This window comes from Allobosea sp. Tri-44, from assembly GCF_004123845.1.
In the GTDB taxonomy this organism is placed as follows: Bacteria; Pseudomonadota; Alphaproteobacteria; order Rhizobiales; family Beijerinckiaceae; genus Allobosea.
This window is the reverse complement of sequence record NZ_NBDP01000053.1, coordinates 179,581-196,654: the sequence shown is the minus strand read 5'-3', so window position 1 is coordinate 196,654 and position 17,074 is coordinate 179,581. Positions and strand designations below refer to the sequence as shown.

Sequence of the window (17,074 nt, the reverse complement as noted above, 5' to 3'; positions counted from 1 at the left end):
TCAACCCTGGCTCAGCCGCGTAACCCGGCGGTGATAGAACGGCGATAGGACAGCGCCGCCGGAATGAGCGCCGCCAGCGAGCCGAGCAGCAGGATCATCCCGACCTGGGCGAGCTCCGCCGAGCCGAGCGCGAAAGAGAGCCTGAGGCCCGTCTGCGCCTCGAACAGGCCGGAGACCGCCAGCGTCGCGGCCGCCCCTAGCCCAAGGCCGAGCGCACACCCCGCCGCGACCAACCCGGCCATGCCGAGCCAGACCACCAGCAGCACATAGGTGCGCGGTGCGCCCAGCGCCCGCAACACGGCATAGCGCCGCCGCCTCAGGCCGGTCACCGCGACGAGCAGCAGGAAGATCGCCGCCAGGATCAGCACCGCGTTGAGCAGCGAGGCGACGCTCAGGACCTGCCCGACATCGCCGAGCGTGCGATAGAGCCCGACCAGCACCTCGGCCGGGAAGAAGGCCATGGTGCCGCCCTGCCGGTAGCGCGCCCGGAGCGTGTAGGCGTCGGCGACCGCCTTCGGCTTCACCACCAGTGCCGGCACGCCGGGAATGCGCTGGCCGTCGAAGGGCGGGCCGAGCGTAGCATTCTCGCCGGCATGGCCGTTGCCGAGCCCATGCACCTCCCAGACGCTCTCGACCGGCACCAGGATCGCCCGGTCGAAGGGCGAGCCCAGCCGCGGCAGCCGGCCGACCGCGACATAGGCATGGCCCTCATGGCGATGGCTCGCCTCTTCCGCATCGCTGATGCCACGCTTCGGCCAATGCCCGGCGATGGCGTGCGCGGGCTCGATCTTGTCGCCGAGCCTGAAGGTGACGTCGGCGCCGAGCACCGCCTCGCCCTCACGCGCGAACAGGCGCCCCTCGCTCGGTTGCAGGCGACCCCAGCGACCGGCGAAGGCGAGCGTGGTGCCGATCACAGGATGGCCGCGGGCGATATCGCCGAAGGCGAGCGGCGCGACGGCAGCGACGCGTGGATCGCGGGAAAGCTCGTTGATCAGGCGCCCGTCGATCAGCGGCAGCGCTTCGGGCTGCAGATAGATCGCCGACATCAGCAATTGCATCTGGCTGCCGGGCGCGCCGATGAGCAGGTCGAAATCATCGGCCGCCCGGGCCGAGGACTGGCGCAGCGCCCGCTCCTGCGCGCCGATGGCGACACCGATCGCCACCGCCAGCGCGACCAGCGCCACGATCGCCGCGGCCGTCCAGCGCAACGCCCTCAAATCGGCGATCACCATCGGCAGCGGGTTCATGCCGCCGCCTTCAACTGAAGCGGCCCATCGCCGATCGCCACGACATGCTGCATCCGCGCCAATAGCGCCTGGTCGTGCGAGGCGCAGAGCAGCGTCGCGCCGCTTTCCCTGGCGATCTCGACCAATAGTGCCCCGACCTCGGCGGCATGCGCCGGATCGAGGCTCGCGGTCGGCTCGTCGGCGAGGATCAGCGCCGGCGCGTTGAACAGGGCCCGCGCGATCGCGACGCGCTGCTGCTCGCCGCGCGAGAGCACGGCGGCGCGCCGGCGCAGATCGGTGAGGCCCATGCGCCCCGCGAGTGCGGTGGCGCGGGCAACCTGGCTTTCCGTCCGCCGCCAGCCCGAAAAACTCGCCGGCAGGGTGATGTTGGCGAGCACGTCGAGCTCGGGCACGAGATGGAAGTCCTGGAAGACGAAGCCGACCGTCTCGCGCCGCCAGCGGTCCCGCGCTGCACCAGGCAAGGACGAGATCGCGATGTCGCCCCAGGCGACGCTGCCGGCATCCGGCGAGAACAGGCCGGCGGCGAGATGGAGCAGCGAGGTCTTGCCCGAACCGGACGGGCCGCGCAGGCCGATCAACGCGCCCGGGGATACAACGAATTCGGGGATGTCGAGCACCCGGAAGGGCCGCCCGTCACCATCGCGATGATCGACCTGGATACCGGAGAACCGCAACGGCCGGGCTGCGCCGGCCAATCGCTCAGACGCTATGGAAACCGGCATCGACGAGCCTGATCTGACTGACGAAGCCGGTCTCGGCATCGGTCGAAGAGCCGATCTCGAGCCGGCCGCTGACCGCGACCTTCTGGCCGGCGCTGACCATCGGCGTCGCCGCGCGCATGAAGACCACGACGATGTCGACCGGCCAGTCGGCATCCGACTGGCAGAATGGGCAGATCGCCAGCGGCTCACGCGTCAGCACGAAGAAATGGCTCTCGGGCTTCAGCGGCGGCGCCATGTAGCCGAGCATCCTGACCGGCTTGCCGCGCAGAAAGGTCGCCCGTTCGGAGAACTGGAAGCCGAGCACGCCGAAGGATTTGTAAAGCCCGTCGAAGGTCAGCGTCTCTGCTTCCGCAGCAAGCGCACGCAACGAGACGGGCAACGCCGCGAGCCCTGTCAGGAGCCCGCGGCGGGAGAGCGTGCGGCGCCCTTTCGGGCGCCGATCTGGTGAATTGTCGCTCACTTGCCGCCGAGGGACAGCGCTTCCGCCATCACCCGGAAGACGAAGGTGTTCGGCTTGTGACCGCGGAAGCGCTCGGCGCCCGGGCCCATGGCGGTCAGCAGCACGTCGTCGGCCGCATGGACGCCGCTGTTGGCCTCGAAGGGCAGGTTGCCCTGCTTGCGGGTCGCGAGCGGCAAGGTGCAGTCCTTCTCGTTGGCGATGTTGGTCTTGCCGTCCGGGCCCTTCACGGCCGGAACACGCTCGCCGTCGAGATAGGGCCGGCCGGTGTCGCAGGTGTCGGGATAGCTGCCGAAGGCGACGGCGAGACGGCGCGAGGTGTCGACCTTGGTCGGGTAGCCGTCGGCATCGCGCGGGCCGTAGTTCGGCGGCAGCGACTCGTTGTAGGTGCCGAGCTTGTCGCGCAGCAGCTGGCCCGGGCGATCGTCGTCATAGGTGCCGATGATCGAGATCGGATGGGCGTGGTCGGGCACGACGATGATCAGCGTGTCGTTGCGATCGCCGGCGAATTCCTTGGCCGCCTTGACCGCGTTGTCGAGCATGATCGTGTCGAACACCGCGCGCTCCCAGTCGAGCGAGTGGCTGTACTTGTCGATGCGGGCCGATTCCACCATCAGGAAGAAGCCGTCCTGCGCGCCCTTCAGCATCTCGAGCGCAGCCTTGGTCTGCTCGACCACATCGGGCTGATCCGGGAACTTCGAGATCGAGCCCTTCTTGGCGAGGCGCAGATCGAAGGCGCCGTCGATGTTCGAGGTGTTGTAGAGGCCGAGCAGCTTCTTGGAGCCGCCGGCGACAGCAGCGTTCATCTCGGTTTTGGTGGTGGCGAGCGCGTAGCCCGCCTCCTTGAACTTGGCGATGAAGTCGAGGTCGTCGGTGCGCTTGGTGCCCGGGGTCGACTTCGGCAGGAAGTTCGGCGAGCCGCCGCCCATGATCACGTCGGGCTGCACGTCGAAGAACATCTTGACGATGTCGTTGAAGTCCGAGCGGCGGCGGGTATGGGCGACCATCGCAGCCGGCGTCGCATCCTCGATCTCGGAATTGGTGACGACGCCGATCGCCATGCCAGCGCGCTTGCGCTTGATCACCTCGGAGATGGTCTCGACCTTGGGATGGTCGAGCGTCAGCGCGTTCTTGGCGCAGTAGATGCCGAGCGCGTTGACGCAGGATTTGTGGCCGGTGGTGTAGGCGCTGGCGGAGTTGGCGCTGTCGGTGACGATCGAGTCGGTGCCGGAGGTCGAGATCAGCGCCATGTTCGGCATGTCGTCAATGGCGAGCTCGCCGCCATAGAGACCTTCCTGCCAGCCTTTCGACAGGATACGCGCCGCGGTACGGTGCGCGATCGACATGCCGTCACCGACGAACAGGATGACGTTCTTGGCACGGCGCTCCGGCGTCGCGTAGACGGTCCAATTGACGGTCGACTTCTCGTTGCCCTGTGTCGCCTCGACGACGTACTGGCCGGCCGGCAGCTGCGCACCGCGCAGCCACAGCGCCGAATGCTTCTGGCCTTCCTCGTTCTGGATGAACTGGACCTCGCGGCCGAAGGCCTCGGCGACGGGCTTGCCGTTGATCGTGACCTTGACGTCGGCCGAGGTCGGCGCGTTGGGGAATTCGACCTTGAAGTCGAAGCGCGAGCCTTCGAGAATCTCGGCGCGGGTCAGCGGATAGATGGTCTGCGCCGTCGCCGGCGCCACGCTGGCGAGCATCGCCGCCGCCATAAGCCAAGTTCGCTTTTGCATGATCTTCTCCGCCCCATGGGAAAGCTCGGTCGCCGGAGCGTTAGGAGCGTGAGATGACACTATGATTACTGCGCTCGCGACAGTAATGTTATGTTATAACACTACTTATTGTGACCGGTGAACTTGGATTTCGGACCTACCGTCCCTGCGGTGGGCAACGAACTGTTGCAGGGCCCGTGCTAAGTCCGCATCGCGATGGGAGACGATGCATGAGCACCACGAACGATGCCCGCTTCTGGGACCGGTCCTCGAAGAGCTACGCCAGATCGCGGATCTCGGATCAGGCCGGATATGAGCGCACGCTGGAGCGGACCCGTGCCCTGTTGAAGCCGAACGACAGCGTGCTCGAACTCGGCTGCGGAACCGGGACGACGGCGCTGCGGCTCGCAGCCGGGGTCGAAAACTATCTCGCAGCAGATCTCTCGGCCGGCATGATCGCCATCGCCGAGGAGAAGCTCGCCGCGAGCCCGATCCCCGGCCTCGCCTTCCGCACCGCGACCGCCGAGGCGCTCGCCTCGGAGTCCGTGCGGTTCGATGCGATCCTCGGCTTCAGCTATCTCCATCTGGTCCGCGACCTCGCCGGCACGCTGCGGAGCATCCATGCCTTGCTCACACCCGGCGGTGTGTTCATTTCCAAGACGCCTTGCCTCGGCAACATGAACCCGCTGATCCGGGTTGCCCTGCCGCTGATGCAGATGATCGGCAAGGCGCCCTATGCCGGCGTCTTCAGCGCGCAGGAATTGAGCGGCCTCATCACCTCTGCGGGCTTCGAGGTCCTGGGCACGGAACGCCATGCGAGCAAGGGCAAGGACAGCCGCCCCTTTATCGTGGCGCGCAAGAATTGACCCGGGCGACCCGGATTGCGTGGAGCAATCCGCACTGACTCGCGTTTCGTCCAGACGGCCTGGCAGGCTCGGAACACTCCTGACAACTACTGACATAGAACGCCCCTATCAGCCTCGGCCATCGCTCGGGGAAACGCCAAAAGGGACACCGTCATGCTGACCTTCTATCACGCGCCGCAATCGCGCTCCTTCTCGATCCTCTGGCTGCTCGAGGAGCTCGGCCAGCCCTATGAGATGAAGCTCGTCGACATCCGTGCCGAGGACGGTCCGCCGGAAAGCTATCGCGCCATCCAGCCGCACAAGAAGGTTCCGGCGATCGTCCATGACGGCACCACCGTCACCGAGCGCGCCGCGATCTGCCTCTATCTCACCGAGCAGTTTCCAGAAGCAGGGCTGGCGCCGGCCGTCGGCGATGCCGACCGCCCGACCTTCCTGACCTCGCTGGTCTATACCGACGCCGTGCTCGACCCGATCATCGCCACCTCCGTCCACAAGTTCAAATACGAGGCACGCGGCTTCTCCTTCGGCTCGCATGCCGACACGGTCGCCAATCTCGCGAAGAAGCTCGGCGAGCACCCTTACGCTGCCGGCGAGCGCTTCACGGCCGCCGACACCCAGCTCGGCGCCGGCATCCATTTCGGCATGAACATCGTCGGCGTGCTGCCGCGCCTGCCCGTGTTCGAGGCCTATATGGGCCGGATGATGGAGCGGCCGGGGCTGCAGCGGACCCTGCAGAAGGACGGCACGCTCGAGCCCGGCCAGGTGCCGTAAGCTGGTTCACTCTTCCTTGAAGCCGTAGTCCGGGATGCCCTGCTCGTTGCCGTAATATTTGTACGGCAGGAACTTGCCGGACATGGCGATCCTGACCCGGTCGCCTTTGGGGTTCGGCTCGCGCTCGAAGGCGATGTTGAAGTCGATCGCCGACATGATGCCGTCGCCGAACTCCTCCTCGATCAGCGCCTTCCAGGCGGGGCCGTTGACCATCACCATCTCGTAGAAACGATAGATCAGCGGATCGGTCGGCGGCATCGGCGTACCGGTGCCGCGATAGGGCACCTCGTTGAGCATGCGCTTCTCGGTCTCCGACAGGCCGAACAGCGTCGCCGCCTTCTCGGCGAGCGGCTTCACCAGCTTCATCTGGCCGAGCAGGGCGCCGATCACCAACACCTCCGACATGCCGCCGATCTCGTCGGTGATATGTTTCCAGCTCCAACCTTTCTCGCGCTTGATGTCGAGAATCTTCTCGGTGAGCTCTTCGCGCTTCATCTCGTCCTCGCTGACCGTAACCGCTCATGGCAGTCGTCAGAGGAAGAGATAGCAAGGCGCGGGCCAGAAGCGGCCGGGGCGATGAAGCGGCGACCGCTCGGTCAGCGCCGGCCGAATTGCAGGCGCTCCAGCGCCGCGATCTGCTGCGCGACCGGGGAGACCTGGGTCGCCAGCGAAATCCCCTCGAAGTGCCGGCGGCCGCGGAAGCGGGCACGCTCGAAATTCGAGCGGCCGTCGAAGGCGGCGTTGCTGAACCAGGCGCCGCGGTCGAAGCGCGCGCCGGCGAACGTCACCAGCTGCCCGAAACGGGCTTCCTCGAAACCGGCATTGCCGGCGAACTCGACCTCGCCGAAATCGGCGGCAGCGGCAAAGCGGCATTCGCCGAAGCCGGCCTCGCCGGCATGGCGCACGCCGCGGAACTGCGTCACGCCGTCAAAGCGCGAGCCACGGAACCAGGCGTCACTGGCGAACTCCGCCTCGACGAAGCAGGCCGTGCCCTCGCAGCGCATGTCGCGGAACTCGGCGGTGCCATGGAGGGTCGCCGCTCCGAAATCGGCATCTCCGGCAAAGTGCGCCCGGTCGAAGAAAGCGTCGCTACGGAAGCTTGCATCGCGGAAGCTGGCCGGGCCGTGGAAATGCGCCTCGGAAAACCAGGCGTCGCCGCAGAAGGCGCTGCCGGCGAAACGGGCGGCTGCCGGGAAGATGATGCCGGCGACGTTGAACTCGCCCTCGAAGATCTCGTCGACCAGCTCGACATCGGCGAGCAGGCGCCAGAGTGAAAGGAGCGGCCCGTCAGCACCGATCCGGCCGCGCAGCCGCGCCATCTCTCCGGCCCAGCCGTTCCAGCTTGCAGCCCCCTCGCCGAGCCGCGCCAGCGTCGCCTCGCGCCTGGCTGCCATGAAGGCGGAGGCCTCCGGCCCGGCCGCGCCGTAGCGCGCCGCACGCTGCGCAGCGGCAAAGCCGGCCTGATGCGGCCGCGCCCAGGAATTCACCTGCAGCAGTTCGGCGCGCATATCGGGCACGAGCCGGAACAGACTGGCCATATCGGAGGGCACTCTCGGTTAACGATTCATTAGCCATAAGCGAGCCGGCGACATGGTTCAATCGCCGCGTTATCCGTGAGCACCGCCTCCCGCTCGCCCAGACGCGCGCATCTCCTGCGGGTTTCATCGTTCGGCGCAGGACACTCTTAAGGTTACAGGGCGATAACCTTCTGTAGCGTAAGGCATTTGAAGTAGTTTCCGCGCAATCCAAGGCTGCATCTGCCACGCGGAACTCCAGCGCCGATGAACGCCTACCTGCCGTTGATCCTGTTCACGGTGCTGACCAACGCAGCGGCGCAACTGATGCTGAAGCGCGGCATGGGCGGAGTCGGGGCGCTCGACGTCGGCAATGACGGACTGATTCCCACCGTCTTCCGTGTCGTCTTCAACCCCTTCGTCTTCGCCGGATTGTGCACCTTCGTGGTCAGCATGGCCTCGCATCTGATCGTGCTATCGAAGGTTCAGATCAGCTACGCCTACCCGTTCTTGAGCCTCGCCTACGTCGTGGTCGCGGTCTACGCCTACTTCGTCTTCCAGGAAGATCTGAGCCCGGCGCGCATCGCCGGCATCGGCTTCATCGTCCTGGGCACCATTTTCATCGCACAGAGCTGAGGGACGTCATGGACCTGTTCGCCCGCTTCATTCTCCGTCTCGGCGCCCTCTTCGCTCCGGCGCAGCCCCAGCTGAAGCCGATCCCGGTCCCGGCGCGCCGCCCCGGCCAGCGACGCTGATCCATGAAGCACATCATCATCGGCGGCGACGGCTTCGTCGGCTCGCGCCTTGCAGCGGATCTCGCAGCCATGGGCGAGGATGTCCTCGTCTGTGACATCCAGCAGAGCGCCCATCCGCACTATGCCACGGTGCCGTTCCAGCGCGCCGACGTCACCGATCCGGCGAGCGTCGAGGCAATCGCACTGACGCCTGATGATCTCGTCTACAATCTCTCGGCCAAGATGCTGTCGCCGATCGTGACGCGGAAGGAGCGCCACGATTTCTTCTGGCCGGTGAACTACCACGGCACGCAGAACATCCTCACCTGGATGGAGAAGAACGGCGCCACCCGGCTCGTCCACTTCACCACCGACATGATCTACGGCCATTCGATCACTGTCCCGCAGGACGAGACGCATCCGGCCAAGCCGCTCGGCGAATATGGCGAGAGCAAGCTCGCGACCGAGACGCTCTGCCAAAGCTATCGCGACAAGGGCTTCCGCATCCCGATCTTCCGGCCGCGCCTGATCATCGGGCCAGGGCGGCTCGGCATCCTGGTCAAGCTCTTCCGGCTGATCGATCTCAATTTGCCGGTGCCGATGATCGGCTCAGGGAACAACCCCTACCAGTTCATCTCGGTCTTCGATTGCGCCAGCGCCTGCATTGCCGCCTGGAAGGCCGATTTCCCGAACAGTGCCTATAATCTCGGCTCGGACGATCCGCCGCCGGTCAGGAAGCTGCTCGGCGACCTGATCCGCCATGCCGGCTCGAAGTCGATCCTGCTGCCGACGCCGGCCTCGCTGGTCAAGCTGACGCTGAACGGTCTCGATGCGATCAACCTGCCGATCATGGACCCCGAGCAATACATGATCGCCGACGAGATCTGCATTCTCGATACGTCGAAGGCCAAGCGCGAGCTCGGCTGGACGCCGCAACATCGCGACGAGGACATGCTGATGGCGGCCTATACCGAATACCGCAAGGCCAGGGACGGACAGAGGAGGAAGGCCGCATGAGCATGCCCGCCTACAAGACGGACGAAGCGGCTCAGCAGCCTGTGCGCCCGCAACTGATCAGCGTCGAAGCCGCCAAGCAGCTCGACGCCCAGCAGGTCAAGGAACTCTTCACCGCCCATATCAATCCGGGCCAGGTGCATTTCCTCAAGCTGCTCGGCTTCGACAAGATCCTCGTCGATCGCGCCGAAGGCATGCACTACATCACCAGGGACGGGCGCAAGATCCTCGACTTCTTCGGCGGCTTCTGCTCGGTCGCCTTCGGCCACAACCATCCGCGCATAGTCGCCGCCCGGAAGAAGTTTCAGGACGAGAACCGCCATGAGATCTGCATGGCGTTCATGTCGCAATACGCCTCGGCCCTGGCGAAGAACCTCGCCACCATCGCGCCCGGCGATCTCGACATGGTCTTCCTGGGCTCGACCGGGTCGGAGGCGATGGAGGCCGCGCTGAAGGTCGCCGAGCAGGTGCAGGGACCGGCCAAGTCCAAGATCCTGCACGCCGCCAACTCCTTCCACGGCAAGACCAAGGGCGTGCTTTCGGTCACCGATTCCACGCTCTACCAGTCGCAGTTCAAGCTGGTCGAGAACCGGGTCAAAGTACCATTCGGTGACATCGAGGCCGTGCGCCAGGCGCTTGAGAGCGACCCCAGCATCGGCATCGTCGTGATGGAGACGATCCAGGGCGGCGGCGGCATCGTAGAGGCACCTGACGGCTTCTGGCGGCAACTGCGCGCGCTCTGCGACAAGCACGGCGTGCTCTGGATCGCCGACGAAGTGCAGTGCGGGCTCGGCCGCACCGGCCAGTTCTTCGCCTTCGAGCGCGACGGCGTCGTCCCCGACGTCACCGCCCTCGCCAAGGCGCTCGGCGGCTCCAAGGCTGCGATGGGCGCGATGATCGCCCGCCGCGAGCTCTACATGAAGGCCTATGGCAAGCCGAAGACGGCGCTGATCCATGCCCAGGCCACCTTCGGCGGCATGGGCGAAGCCTGCGTCTCGGCCATCGAGGCCCTCAACGTCCTCTATGACGAGGACTTGATGGGCAATGCCAGGCGCCAGGGCGACTATCTGATCGAGCGCCTGAACGGCTTGCGCGCCAAGCATCCGACGCTGCTCAAGGAGATCCGCGGCCGCGGCCTGATGATCGGCGTCGAGTTCCAGGATATCAGCGAGACCATGCCCTTCGGCGTGAAGCACATGGTCGCGCTGCTCGACGACAAGCTGAAGGGCTCGCTCTGCGGCTTCATCGGCGCGCTCCTGCTCAAGGATTACGACGTGCTCGTCGCCTTCACCGAGTACAACCGCAACGTCATCCGGCTCGAGCCGCCGCTGATCATCACCCGCGAGCAGTGCGATCAGTTCATCGACGCGCTCGACGATTTGCTCTGCCGCGGCATCACCCGCATCGTCACCGATTATCTGCGCAAGGTCGCAGTAGCGAAGGGCTGAGCCCGGTTGATTACCTCACTTGCTCAAGGGCCGGCTCGCGCCGGCCCTTTTGCGTTGGGCCAAAGCTCCGGCCAGCCTTGACAGCAAGGCCCCAGCCCCCAAGTCTATGGGTATGACGACGAAGCGCAGCAGCCTCATATTCCGGGTCGCCCCGATCGCGGAATCCTAGCCCCGGACTCGGCCCGAGCGCGCCCCGAGTCCAGGGGCGCCGCCGATGCTGTCCCTTCCTGGTGCAGCATGGCCTCCAAGGCGTCTCTCCCCAAAAGAACCTCCCGAACTTGCCGGTCGCGCTCTGGCGCCGCCGTTGTGCGCGTCATCGCAGGATACGAAACCCATGACCCAGTCGACCCAGAAGACCCACCGCAAGCCGAAGATCATCGTCGGCGAGATCGACCATGAGCGCCTGACCGGCCTCGCCACGACAGCCCTCGAGCGCGTGCCCGAGGTCGCCGAAGAGCTGCTCGCCGAGATGGACCGCGCCAAGGTCGTCGCGCCGGGCAAGCTGCCGGCCGATGTCGTGCGCATGGGCTCCTTCGTCACCTTTGATTCCGACAGCGCCCAGCATCGCCGCGTCCAGCTCGTCTATCCCGGCGAGGCGGATATCGAGCAGGGCCGCATCTCGGTGCTGACGCCGATCGGCGCGGCGCTGATCGGTCTCGCTTCCGGCCAGTCGATCGCCTGGACCGCCCGCGACGGCAAGAAGCATGTGCTGACGGTGACGGCAGTCGAGCAGCCGGCCATGGCGGCGGTCTGACACCCTCCTCTTGTTGATATGGACCACTAAATGGTCCATATTGGCGAGCGTATCGGAGGTCGTCCCGCCATGCGAGTATCCGTGAGTGATGCCAAGGCACAATTGACCGAATTGGTCCGCCGGGCAGAAGCCGGCGAAGTCGTCGTTCTGACCCGGCACGGCCAGGAAGCCGTGCGTCTCGTTCCGGTGCGGCGCGCTATCGGACGAGCTGAGCGCCGCGCACTGATGGAGCGCATACGGCTTTCGGGAGCGGCAAAAGCTCTGACCGGGCCGGACGCGGCCCGCAGTCAGGACTTCCTCTACGACGATGACGGCATGCCGCGATGATCGTCGTCGACACCTCGGCATTGATGGCGATCGTGCTCGACGAGCCTGAAGCAGAGCGTTGCATGACCGTGCTCGCAGAGGAGCCAAACCTATCGATCTCGGCTGTGACCGTTGCCGAGGCGATGATCGTGGCGGAACGGCGCGGCATGCAGGCCGAGATGACGGACTTGCTCGGCGGTCTCGGCTTCGCAGTCGAGACGGCTGACGTTTCGACCGCGCACGGCGTCGCCGAGGCTTATCGCGCCTGGGGCAAGGGCGTCGCTCCAGCCGGGCTCAACTTCGGCGACTGCTTCGCCTACCAGCTGGCGCGGCAGCATAATTGCCCATTGCTCTTCGTCGGCGACGACTTTACCCGCACGGACATCGTCGTGGCCAGACCGGGCTGAGCTATCCGCCCGTCACCCGCCGCCAGAAGCTCGACGAGAAGCCGGGATCGATATGGCGCGCGAAGTCGCGCCAATGCGGGAACGAAGCCTCGAAGGTCGCAGCCGACATGCGCGCATCCTTGTAGGGATTGACCCGCCCGCCGGCCTCGATCGCGATGCGGTCGAGCGCATCGAGCAGTTTGAGGGTGCGCTCGCCGCGATGCGGGAAATCGAGCGTCAGCGTCGCGCCGGGAATCGGGAACGACATCATCCCCGGCGAGGGCACGTCGCCGAACAGCTTCAGTACCGTCAGGAACGAGCTCTCGCCGGCCCTCAGCGTCAGGCGCAGCATCTCCTCGACCGCTTCGCGAGCGGTACTCATCGGCACGGCGCACTGGAACTGACGCAGGCCCTTCGGCCCATAGGCGCGGTTCCAGTCACTGATGCGGTCGAGCGGGTAGAAGAAGGGGCGATAGGCGATGCGCCGCGGCTCGGGCGTCCGCGGCTGGGCGGCGCGGTAGAGCGCGTTGAAGGCGCGCAAGCTCAGTCGGTTGATCAGCGGGAATGGCGGCTTCAGCGGGAACGGCAGGGTCGGCCCGGCCTTCGCCGGCGGGGTGTCGGAGGCCGGCGCGTGATTGGCGCGGAAAAACACGCCGCGGCCGAAATGCCGGCCGCCGGCGAGCGAATCCACCCAGGCGACGGTGTAGTCATGCGTCGCATCGGAGGCAGCGGCGATGGCGAAAAAGTCGTCGAGCCCGTCGAACCGGATCGCCTCCTGCAGCATCTCCGCAGAATCGACGGGCATCAGTTGCAGCTCGATCCGCGTGATCAGCCCGGTCAGTCCCATCCCGCCGATCGTCGCAGCAAAAAGCTCGGCGTTTTCAATCGGCGAGCAAGTCAGGACCGAGCCGTCCGATCTCGCCAGCTCGAAACTGCGCACGTGCCGTCCAAAGGTGCCGGCGCGGTGATGGTTCTTGCCGTGGACGTCGTTGGCCAGCGCCCCGGCGATGGTGACGAGGCTGGTGCCGGGCGTTACCGGCGGGAACCAGCCAGCCGGGACGCAGAGCTTCAGCACCTCGTCGAGCAGCACCCCGGCTTCGCAGACCATGATCCCGGTCTCGACGTCGAAGGATAGTATCCGACCGAGCCGGCGCGCCGCGATCAGGCCGCCGCCATCGTTCAGGCAGGAATCGCCATAGGAGCGGCCATTGCCATAGGCCAACACCGGCGGATTGCCCCGGCGCCCGGCGAGCCAGTCATCCGGTTCGATCAGGGCGGAATCCCTGGCCTCCAGCCCGCCCCAGGAGCGCAAGACGGCGCGCTCCTCGCTCACGGCAAGACCTTCGCTCCGAGCATGATCAAGACGACGACCGCGCCCATCAGCTGGCTGCGCCAATCCCGGATCATGAACATCAGCGGATCGTCCGGCATATTGCCGCGCCGGGCCAGAAACCACATGCGCGCTATCTGGTAGAGGATGATCGGGCAGACCAGCCAGATCATCTCGGGGTGGCGGTAGAGCTGCTTGACCGCAGCGCTGTCGACATAGAGCGCCATGATCAGCGCGCAGGTGCAGCCCGAGGCCATGCCGAGCTGTGACAGCGCCTCGATATCCTCGGCCTGATAGCCGCGGCCCACCTTCTTCAGCCCGGACTGGTCCTGGGTGATGCGCAGCTCCGCATAGCGCTTCATCAGCGCCAGACTCAGGAACAGGAACATCGAGAAGGCGAGCAGCCAGGACGAGATTGGAACCGCCGCCGCCGCATTGCCGGCAATGATACGCAGCGTGTGCAGGGCGGCGAGGCCAAGCACGTCGACCAGGAGCTTGCGCTTCAACACGAAGAGATAGGCAAGCGCCAGCACGAGATAGGCGCCCCAGGCCATCAAATAGAGGTCAGGCCGCGGCAGCAGCGCCGTCAAGGCGACAGAGGCGATCAGCAGGCCCGGCACCATCGCATAGGCTTGGCCTTTGGTGATCTCCCCCGCCGCGAGCGGACGCTTGCATTTGATCGGATGGCGTCGGTCAGCCTCGACGTCCATGATGTCGTTGAGGAGGTAGATCGACGACGCCATCAGCGAAAAGGAGATGAAGGCGACGAGGCCGTAGAGCAGCGCCTTCGAGGCGAAGACATCATGGTTGAGCAGGATCGGCACGAAAACGAGGCCGTTCTTCGCCCAATGATGCGGCCGCATCGCCCGAAGCATCGCCGGTAGAGGCATCGTCTCCGTCTTCGTCACCTGCCGAACACATGATACGGCCCGATCCGGAATGATCCGAACCGCCCGCGCGCTCATCACGTGCATTGATGCCGCGGGAATCCTAATTCCGGGTGGACCGGCGGGCCGGGTGCGCCCGCCTTCTCGGATCATCCTTAATTTTAAATGTGCCGATCTCAGCCTGCCGCGACCCGCATGATGCCGGCCTTCGGCTCGGCCCAGCGCAACTCACCCTGCCGCAGCATCGCGTTCACATGCGCGAAGACCTCGCTGAAGGCGAAGGAGAGCTGGTGCGGATCGAGCGGCCGGGTGAACATCACCGGCACCAACTCCGCCACCGAATGCGGCCCATTGGCGACTGCGCCTGCAATCAGTCGGCAGCGCTCGCCATGATGGGCGGCGAGTGCCGCGCAGCGCTCGGCGAGACCATAGAACGGCAATTGATGCCCCGGGAGCACAAGCGTCCCCGACGGAATCGCCTGCGGCAGGACGCTCAGCGAACGCAGGTAGAGACCGAGCGGATCGCCCTCGGGATCGACCGCCCAGACGCTGATGTTCGGCGTGATCTTGGCCAGCACCTGGTCAGCCGCCAGGAAGACCTTCGCCTCCGGGCAATGGAACATCAGCTGCTCCGGCGCATGGCCGTCCCCGGCCAGCACGAAGAAATCGCGCCCGCCGATCCTCAAGACGTCACCGGCGACCACCCGGGTGAAGGTCGGCGGCAGCGGCGTCACCTGCTTGAGGTAGCCATGGCCCAACGTCGAGACGACTGAAGTCACCTCAGCGGAAAGGCCGTGGCGCAGATAGAACTCCCTGTAGACTGGCGCTTCAGAGGCGCCGGGGCTCAGCGAGATGTTGAGGCAGCCGAGATAGCTGGTCTGGCTGGTGAGGAGCGGCGTGCCGAAGCGCTCATGCAGCCAGCCGGCGAGGCCGATATGATCGGGGTGGAAATGCGTGACGAAGAGCCGGGTCAGCCGTCTGCCGGCGAGCGCGCCCGCCATCAACCCGAGCCAGGCCTGCTTGGTCGCCTCATCGCCGATGCCGGTGTCGATGACCGCGAAGCCATCGCCATCCTCGATCAGGTAGATGTTGACGTGATCGAGCCGGAACGGCAGCGCGACCCTGGCCCAGAATATGCCGGGAGCGACCTCGATCAGCTGACCGGGCGCCGGCGGTTCGGGAAAAGGAAAGATCAGGCCGTGCGGGTCGGGAGCGTGCAATTTGGTCAGCCCTGAACAAATTTCTTATGGGTTCATAGCAGGCCGTGATCGAGCCAGACAACGCTTGTTAAGCCTCGCACGCCAAGATCGGCAGCATGAGCGATTTCGATACCCTCCGACGCGACTGGCTCAGCCATCTCGGCCATGAGCGCCGGCTCTCGCCGAAGACGCTCGAGGCCTATGGCCGCGACATCGCCCAGTTCGCCACCTTCCTGAGCCACCATCTCGACGCTGCCCCGAGCCTGAAGGCAGTCGCTGCCCTGAAACCGGCGGACCTACGCGCCTTTCTCGGCTATCGCCGCCGCGACGGCGTCGGCAATCGCACGCTGATGCGCCAGCTTGCAGCGCTGCGCTCGCTGGCCCGCTTCGGCGAGCGCAGCGGCCGGTTGACCGCAGCCGCCTTCGCTGCGACGCGCGGGCCGCGGCTCGGCAAGGGTCTGCCCCGCCCGCTCGATGCGAAAGCGGCGGCGGCGGTGACCAAAGCTGATAGCCGCGCCGGCGAGGAACGGCCCGACTGGGTGCTGGCGCGCGATGCCGCCGTCCTGTCCCTGCTCTACGGCAGCGGGCTGCGCATCTCCGAGGCGCTTGGCCTGACGCGCTCCCAGGCGCCAGTGAGCGCCGCCGATGCGCTGACCGTGCTCGGCAAGGGCAGCAAGACGCGGATGGTGCCGGTGCTGCCCATCGTCATCGAGGCCATCGCCACCTATCTCGCGCAATGTCCGTGGCGGCTTGCGCCGGAGGGGCCGCTTTTCGTCGGCGTCAAGGGCGGGCCGCTTTCGCCGCGCATCATCCAGCTCGCCGTCGAGGGTTTGCGCGGCTCGCTCGGCTTAGCCAGCAGCGCGACGCCGCACGCGCTGCGCCATTCCTTCGCCACGCACCTGCTCGGCCGCGGCGGGGACCTGCGCGCCATCCAGGAGCTGCTCGGCCACGCCTCGCTCTCGACGACGCAGATCTACACCCGGATCGATTCCACCCGCCTGCTCGCCGCTTACGACTCTGCCCACCCCCGTGCGCGGGGATAGTCCGCGCTCTTTCCGTAAAATCGTCTTGATTCCGTCACGCGAACCGGCGATCTGGCGCGACCATTCCGGGGGGAATCACCTATGGCCTCAGCCGCACCAGACGTCACCGAAGACAATCAGCCGACCAGCAAGGTCAACAAGCGCATCGCCCTGTTGATCGGCATTCTCGCGCTCCTGCTCGCCTTCTCCGAGATCGGCGGCAAGAACGCCGAGCAGGATGCGCTGGCCAGGAACATCGAGGCCTCCAATCTCTGGGCCTTCTTCCAGGCCAAGACGATCCGCGGCACGACGCTGCGCACCGCCGCCGAGACGATGGAGATCGAACTCGCCAACGCCGCCGAGCCGGCGGCGCGCGAGCGCCTGCAGAAGCGCATCGACAGCTGGAAGGCGACGATCGCCCGCTACGAATCCGAGCCCGAGACCAATGAGGGCCGCAAGGAGCTGATCGTCCGCGCCAAGGCGGCCGAGGCCAGGCGCGACATCTCCAGTGCCCGCGACGACAAATACGACATCGTCTCGGGCCTGCTGCAGATCGCGATCGTCGTCGCCTCGGCTGCGATCATCACCGGCGTCGCCCTGCTCGCCTGGACCGGCGTGGGCCTCGGCGCGCTCGGGCTCGCGCTGATGGTGATCGCCGAAGTCGCGCCGACCGCATTGTTCTGATCCCGCGAGCGGGCG

Annotated in this window: 19 protein-coding genes; 10 read left to right on the top strand and 9 right to left on the bottom strand. The window is 66.2% G+C overall.

Going from position 1 to position 17,074, the window contains the following annotated elements; genetic code table 11:
• Window positions 1-11: 11 nt before the first annotated feature.
• The 4 genes from B6S44_RS26025 to B6S44_RS26010 all read right to left on the bottom strand — a co-directional run bounded on the left by B6S44_RS26025 (window position 12) and on the right by B6S44_RS26010 (window position 4,165).
• A complete protein-coding gene (locus B6S44_RS26025; RefSeq protein ID WP_129159769.1) occupies window positions 12-1,247 on the bottom strand; it encodes an FtsX-like permease family protein in 1,236 nt (411 codons plus the stop codon).
• Window positions 1,244-1,921, bottom strand: a complete 678-nt coding sequence (locus B6S44_RS26020; RefSeq protein ID WP_206735245.1) for an ABC transporter ATP-binding protein — start codon at window positions 1,919-1,921, stop codon at window positions 1,244-1,246. The genes B6S44_RS26025 and B6S44_RS26020 overlap by 4 nt, the downstream gene beginning before the upstream one ends.
• A 25-nt stretch (window positions 1,922-1,946) precedes the next feature.
• On the bottom strand, window positions 1,947-2,336 hold the full coding sequence (locus tag B6S44_RS26015) for a hypothetical protein (RefSeq protein ID WP_248309766.1): 390 nt from the start codon (window positions 2,334-2,336) through the stop codon (window positions 1,947-1,949).
• Window positions 2,337-2,425: 89 nt separating this feature from the next.
• On the bottom strand, window positions 2,426-4,165 hold the full coding sequence (locus B6S44_RS26010) for an alkaline phosphatase (RefSeq protein WP_129159767.1): 1,740 nt from the start codon (window positions 4,163-4,165) through the stop codon (window positions 2,426-2,428).
• A gap of 209 nt (window positions 4,166-4,374) precedes the next feature.
• On the opposite strand from B6S44_RS26010, the gene B6S44_RS26005 reads away from it, so the two are divergent.
• Window positions 4,375-5,010: a class I SAM-dependent methyltransferase gene (locus B6S44_RS26005; RefSeq protein ID WP_129159766.1), complete on the top strand. Its 636-nt coding sequence runs from the start codon at window positions 4,375-4,377 to the stop codon at window positions 5,008-5,010.
• A gap of 153 nt (window positions 5,011-5,163) precedes the next feature.
• Entirely contained in the window at window positions 5,164-5,781 is a 618-nt protein-coding gene (locus B6S44_RS26000; RefSeq protein WP_129159765.1) for a glutathione S-transferase family protein, read from the top strand.
• 6 nt (window positions 5,782-5,787) lie between these two features.
• Here B6S44_RS26000 and cynS read toward each other — a convergent pair whose 3' ends face one another.
• Both cynS and B6S44_RS25990 read right to left on the bottom strand, forming a co-directional pair.
• Window positions 5,788-6,276, bottom strand: a complete 489-nt coding sequence (gene cynS / locus B6S44_RS25995; protein ID WP_126115768.1) for a cyanase — start codon at window positions 6,274-6,276, stop codon at window positions 5,788-5,790.
• Between the two features lie 101 nt (window positions 6,277-6,377).
• On the bottom strand, window positions 6,378-7,319 hold the full coding sequence (locus tag B6S44_RS25990) for a pentapeptide repeat-containing protein (RefSeq protein ID WP_129159764.1): 942 nt from the start codon (window positions 7,317-7,319) through the stop codon (window positions 6,378-6,380).
• 243 nt (window positions 7,320-7,562) lie between these two features.
• Between B6S44_RS25990 and B6S44_RS25985 the strand changes: the two genes are divergently transcribed.
• The 6 genes from B6S44_RS25985 to B6S44_RS25960 all read left to right on the top strand — a co-directional run bounded on the left by B6S44_RS25985 (window position 7,563) and on the right by B6S44_RS25960 (window position 11,958).
• Window positions 7,563-7,931 (top strand): DMT family transporter, encoded by a 369-nt coding sequence (locus B6S44_RS25985; RefSeq protein WP_110488518.1) that lies wholly within the window; start codon window positions 7,563-7,565, stop codon window positions 7,929-7,931.
• Window positions 7,932-8,053: 122 nt separating this feature from the next.
• The gene (locus tag B6S44_RS25980; RefSeq protein ID WP_129159763.1) at window positions 8,054-9,046 is read left to right on the top strand and encodes an NAD-dependent epimerase/dehydratase family protein; all 993 of its coding nucleotides are present in this window, start codon (window positions 8,054-8,056) and stop codon (window positions 9,044-9,046) included.
• Entirely contained in the window at window positions 9,043-10,491 is a 1,449-nt protein-coding gene (locus B6S44_RS25975) for an aspartate aminotransferase family protein (protein WP_129159762.1), read from the top strand. Before B6S44_RS25980 ends, B6S44_RS25975 begins: the two co-directional genes overlap by 4 nt.
• A 334-nt stretch (window positions 10,492-10,825) precedes the next feature.
• A complete protein-coding gene (rnk, locus tag B6S44_RS25970; RefSeq protein ID WP_129159761.1) occupies window positions 10,826-11,245 on the top strand; it encodes a nucleoside diphosphate kinase regulator in 420 nt (139 codons plus the stop codon).
• Window positions 11,246-11,314: 69 nt separating this feature from the next.
• Window positions 11,315-11,572: a type II toxin-antitoxin system Phd/YefM family antitoxin gene (locus B6S44_RS25965; RefSeq protein WP_129160009.1), complete on the top strand. Its 258-nt coding sequence runs from the start codon at window positions 11,315-11,317 to the stop codon at window positions 11,570-11,572.
• Complete coding sequence (locus B6S44_RS25960) at window positions 11,569-11,958, top strand: type II toxin-antitoxin system VapC family toxin (protein ID WP_129159760.1); 390 nt, start codon at window positions 11,569-11,571, stop codon at window positions 11,956-11,958. Before B6S44_RS25965 ends, B6S44_RS25960 begins: the two co-directional genes overlap by 4 nt.
• 1 nt (window position 11,959) lies before the next feature.
• On the opposite strand, the gene B6S44_RS25955 is transcribed toward B6S44_RS25960, so the two are convergent.
• From B6S44_RS25955 to B6S44_RS25945, 3 genes are all read right to left on the bottom strand, one after another.
• Window positions 11,960-13,270 carry an FAD-binding oxidoreductase gene (locus B6S44_RS25955; protein WP_164985967.1) on the bottom strand — a complete coding sequence of 437 codons (1,311 nt, stop codon included), beginning with the start codon at window positions 13,268-13,270 and terminating at the stop codon, window positions 11,960-11,962.
• Window positions 13,267-14,232, bottom strand: a complete 966-nt coding sequence (locus tag B6S44_RS25950; RefSeq protein WP_282568206.1) for a UbiA family prenyltransferase — start codon at window positions 14,230-14,232, stop codon at window positions 13,267-13,269. Before B6S44_RS25950 ends, B6S44_RS25955 begins: the two co-directional genes overlap by 4 nt.
• Window positions 14,233-14,330: 98 nt before the next feature.
• The gene (locus tag B6S44_RS25945) at window positions 14,331-15,374 is read right to left on the bottom strand and encodes an MBL fold metallo-hydrolase (protein WP_206735244.1); all 1,044 of its coding nucleotides are present in this window, start codon (window positions 15,372-15,374) and stop codon (window positions 14,331-14,333) included.
• A 95-nt stretch (window positions 15,375-15,469) separates the two neighbouring features.
• Between B6S44_RS25945 and B6S44_RS25940 the strand changes: the two genes are divergently transcribed.
• Window positions 15,470-16,396: a tyrosine recombinase XerC gene (locus tag B6S44_RS25940; RefSeq protein WP_129159757.1), complete on the top strand. Its 927-nt coding sequence runs from the start codon at window positions 15,470-15,472 to the stop codon at window positions 16,394-16,396.
• An 81-nt stretch (window positions 16,397-16,477) separates the two neighbouring features.
• Window positions 16,478-17,059: a DUF4337 domain-containing protein gene (locus B6S44_RS25935; RefSeq protein WP_129159756.1), complete on the top strand. Its 582-nt coding sequence runs from the start codon at window positions 16,478-16,480 to the stop codon at window positions 17,057-17,059.
• Window positions 17,060-17,074 lie beyond the last annotated feature (15 nt).

Coding starts and splice junctions, on each gene's coding strand:
- B6S44_RS26025 (WP_129159769.1), bottom strand. CDS start 1,247: ATGAACCCGCTGCCGATGGTGATCGCCGATTTGAGGGCGTTGCGCTGG.
- B6S44_RS25990 (WP_129159764.1), bottom strand. CDS start 7,319: ATGGCCAGTCTGTTCCGGCTCGTGCCCGATATGCGCGCCGAACTGCTG.
- B6S44_RS25960 (WP_129159760.1), top strand. CDS start 11,569: ATGATCGTCGTCGACACCTCGGCATTGATGGCGATCGTGCTCGACGAG.
- B6S44_RS26005 (WP_129159766.1), top strand. CDS start 4,375: ATGAGCACCACGAACGATGCCCGCTTCTGGGACCGGTCCTCGAAGAGC.
- B6S44_RS25935 (WP_129159756.1), top strand. CDS start 16,478: ATGGCCTCAGCCGCACCAGACGTCACCGAAGACAATCAGCCGACCAGC.
- B6S44_RS25965 (WP_129160009.1), top strand. CDS start 11,315: ATGCGAGTATCCGTGAGTGATGCCAAGGCACAATTGACCGAATTGGTC.
- B6S44_RS26000 (WP_129159765.1), top strand. CDS start 5,164: ATGCTGACCTTCTATCACGCGCCGCAATCGCGCTCCTTCTCGATCCTC.
- B6S44_RS26010 (WP_129159767.1), bottom strand. CDS start 4,165: ATGCAAAAGCGAACTTGGCTTATGGCGGCGGCGATGCTCGCCAGCGTG.
- rnk (WP_129159761.1), top strand. CDS start 10,826: ATGACCCAGTCGACCCAGAAGACCCACCGCAAGCCGAAGATCATCGTC.
- B6S44_RS25975 (WP_129159762.1), top strand. CDS start 9,043: ATGAGCATGCCCGCCTACAAGACGGACGAAGCGGCTCAGCAGCCTGTG.
- B6S44_RS25940 (WP_129159757.1), top strand. CDS start 15,470: ATGAGCGATTTCGATACCCTCCGACGCGACTGGCTCAGCCATCTCGGC.
- B6S44_RS25980 (WP_129159763.1), top strand. CDS start 8,054: ATGAAGCACATCATCATCGGCGGCGACGGCTTCGTCGGCTCGCGCCTT.
- B6S44_RS25985 (WP_110488518.1), top strand. CDS start 7,563: ATGAACGCCTACCTGCCGTTGATCCTGTTCACGGTGCTGACCAACGCA.
- cynS (WP_126115768.1), bottom strand. CDS start 6,276: ATGAAGCGCGAAGAGCTCACCGAGAAGATTCTCGACATCAAGCGCGAG.
- B6S44_RS25950 (WP_282568206.1), bottom strand. CDS start 14,232: ATGAGCGCGCGGGCGGTTCGGATCATTCCGGATCGGGCCGTATCATGT.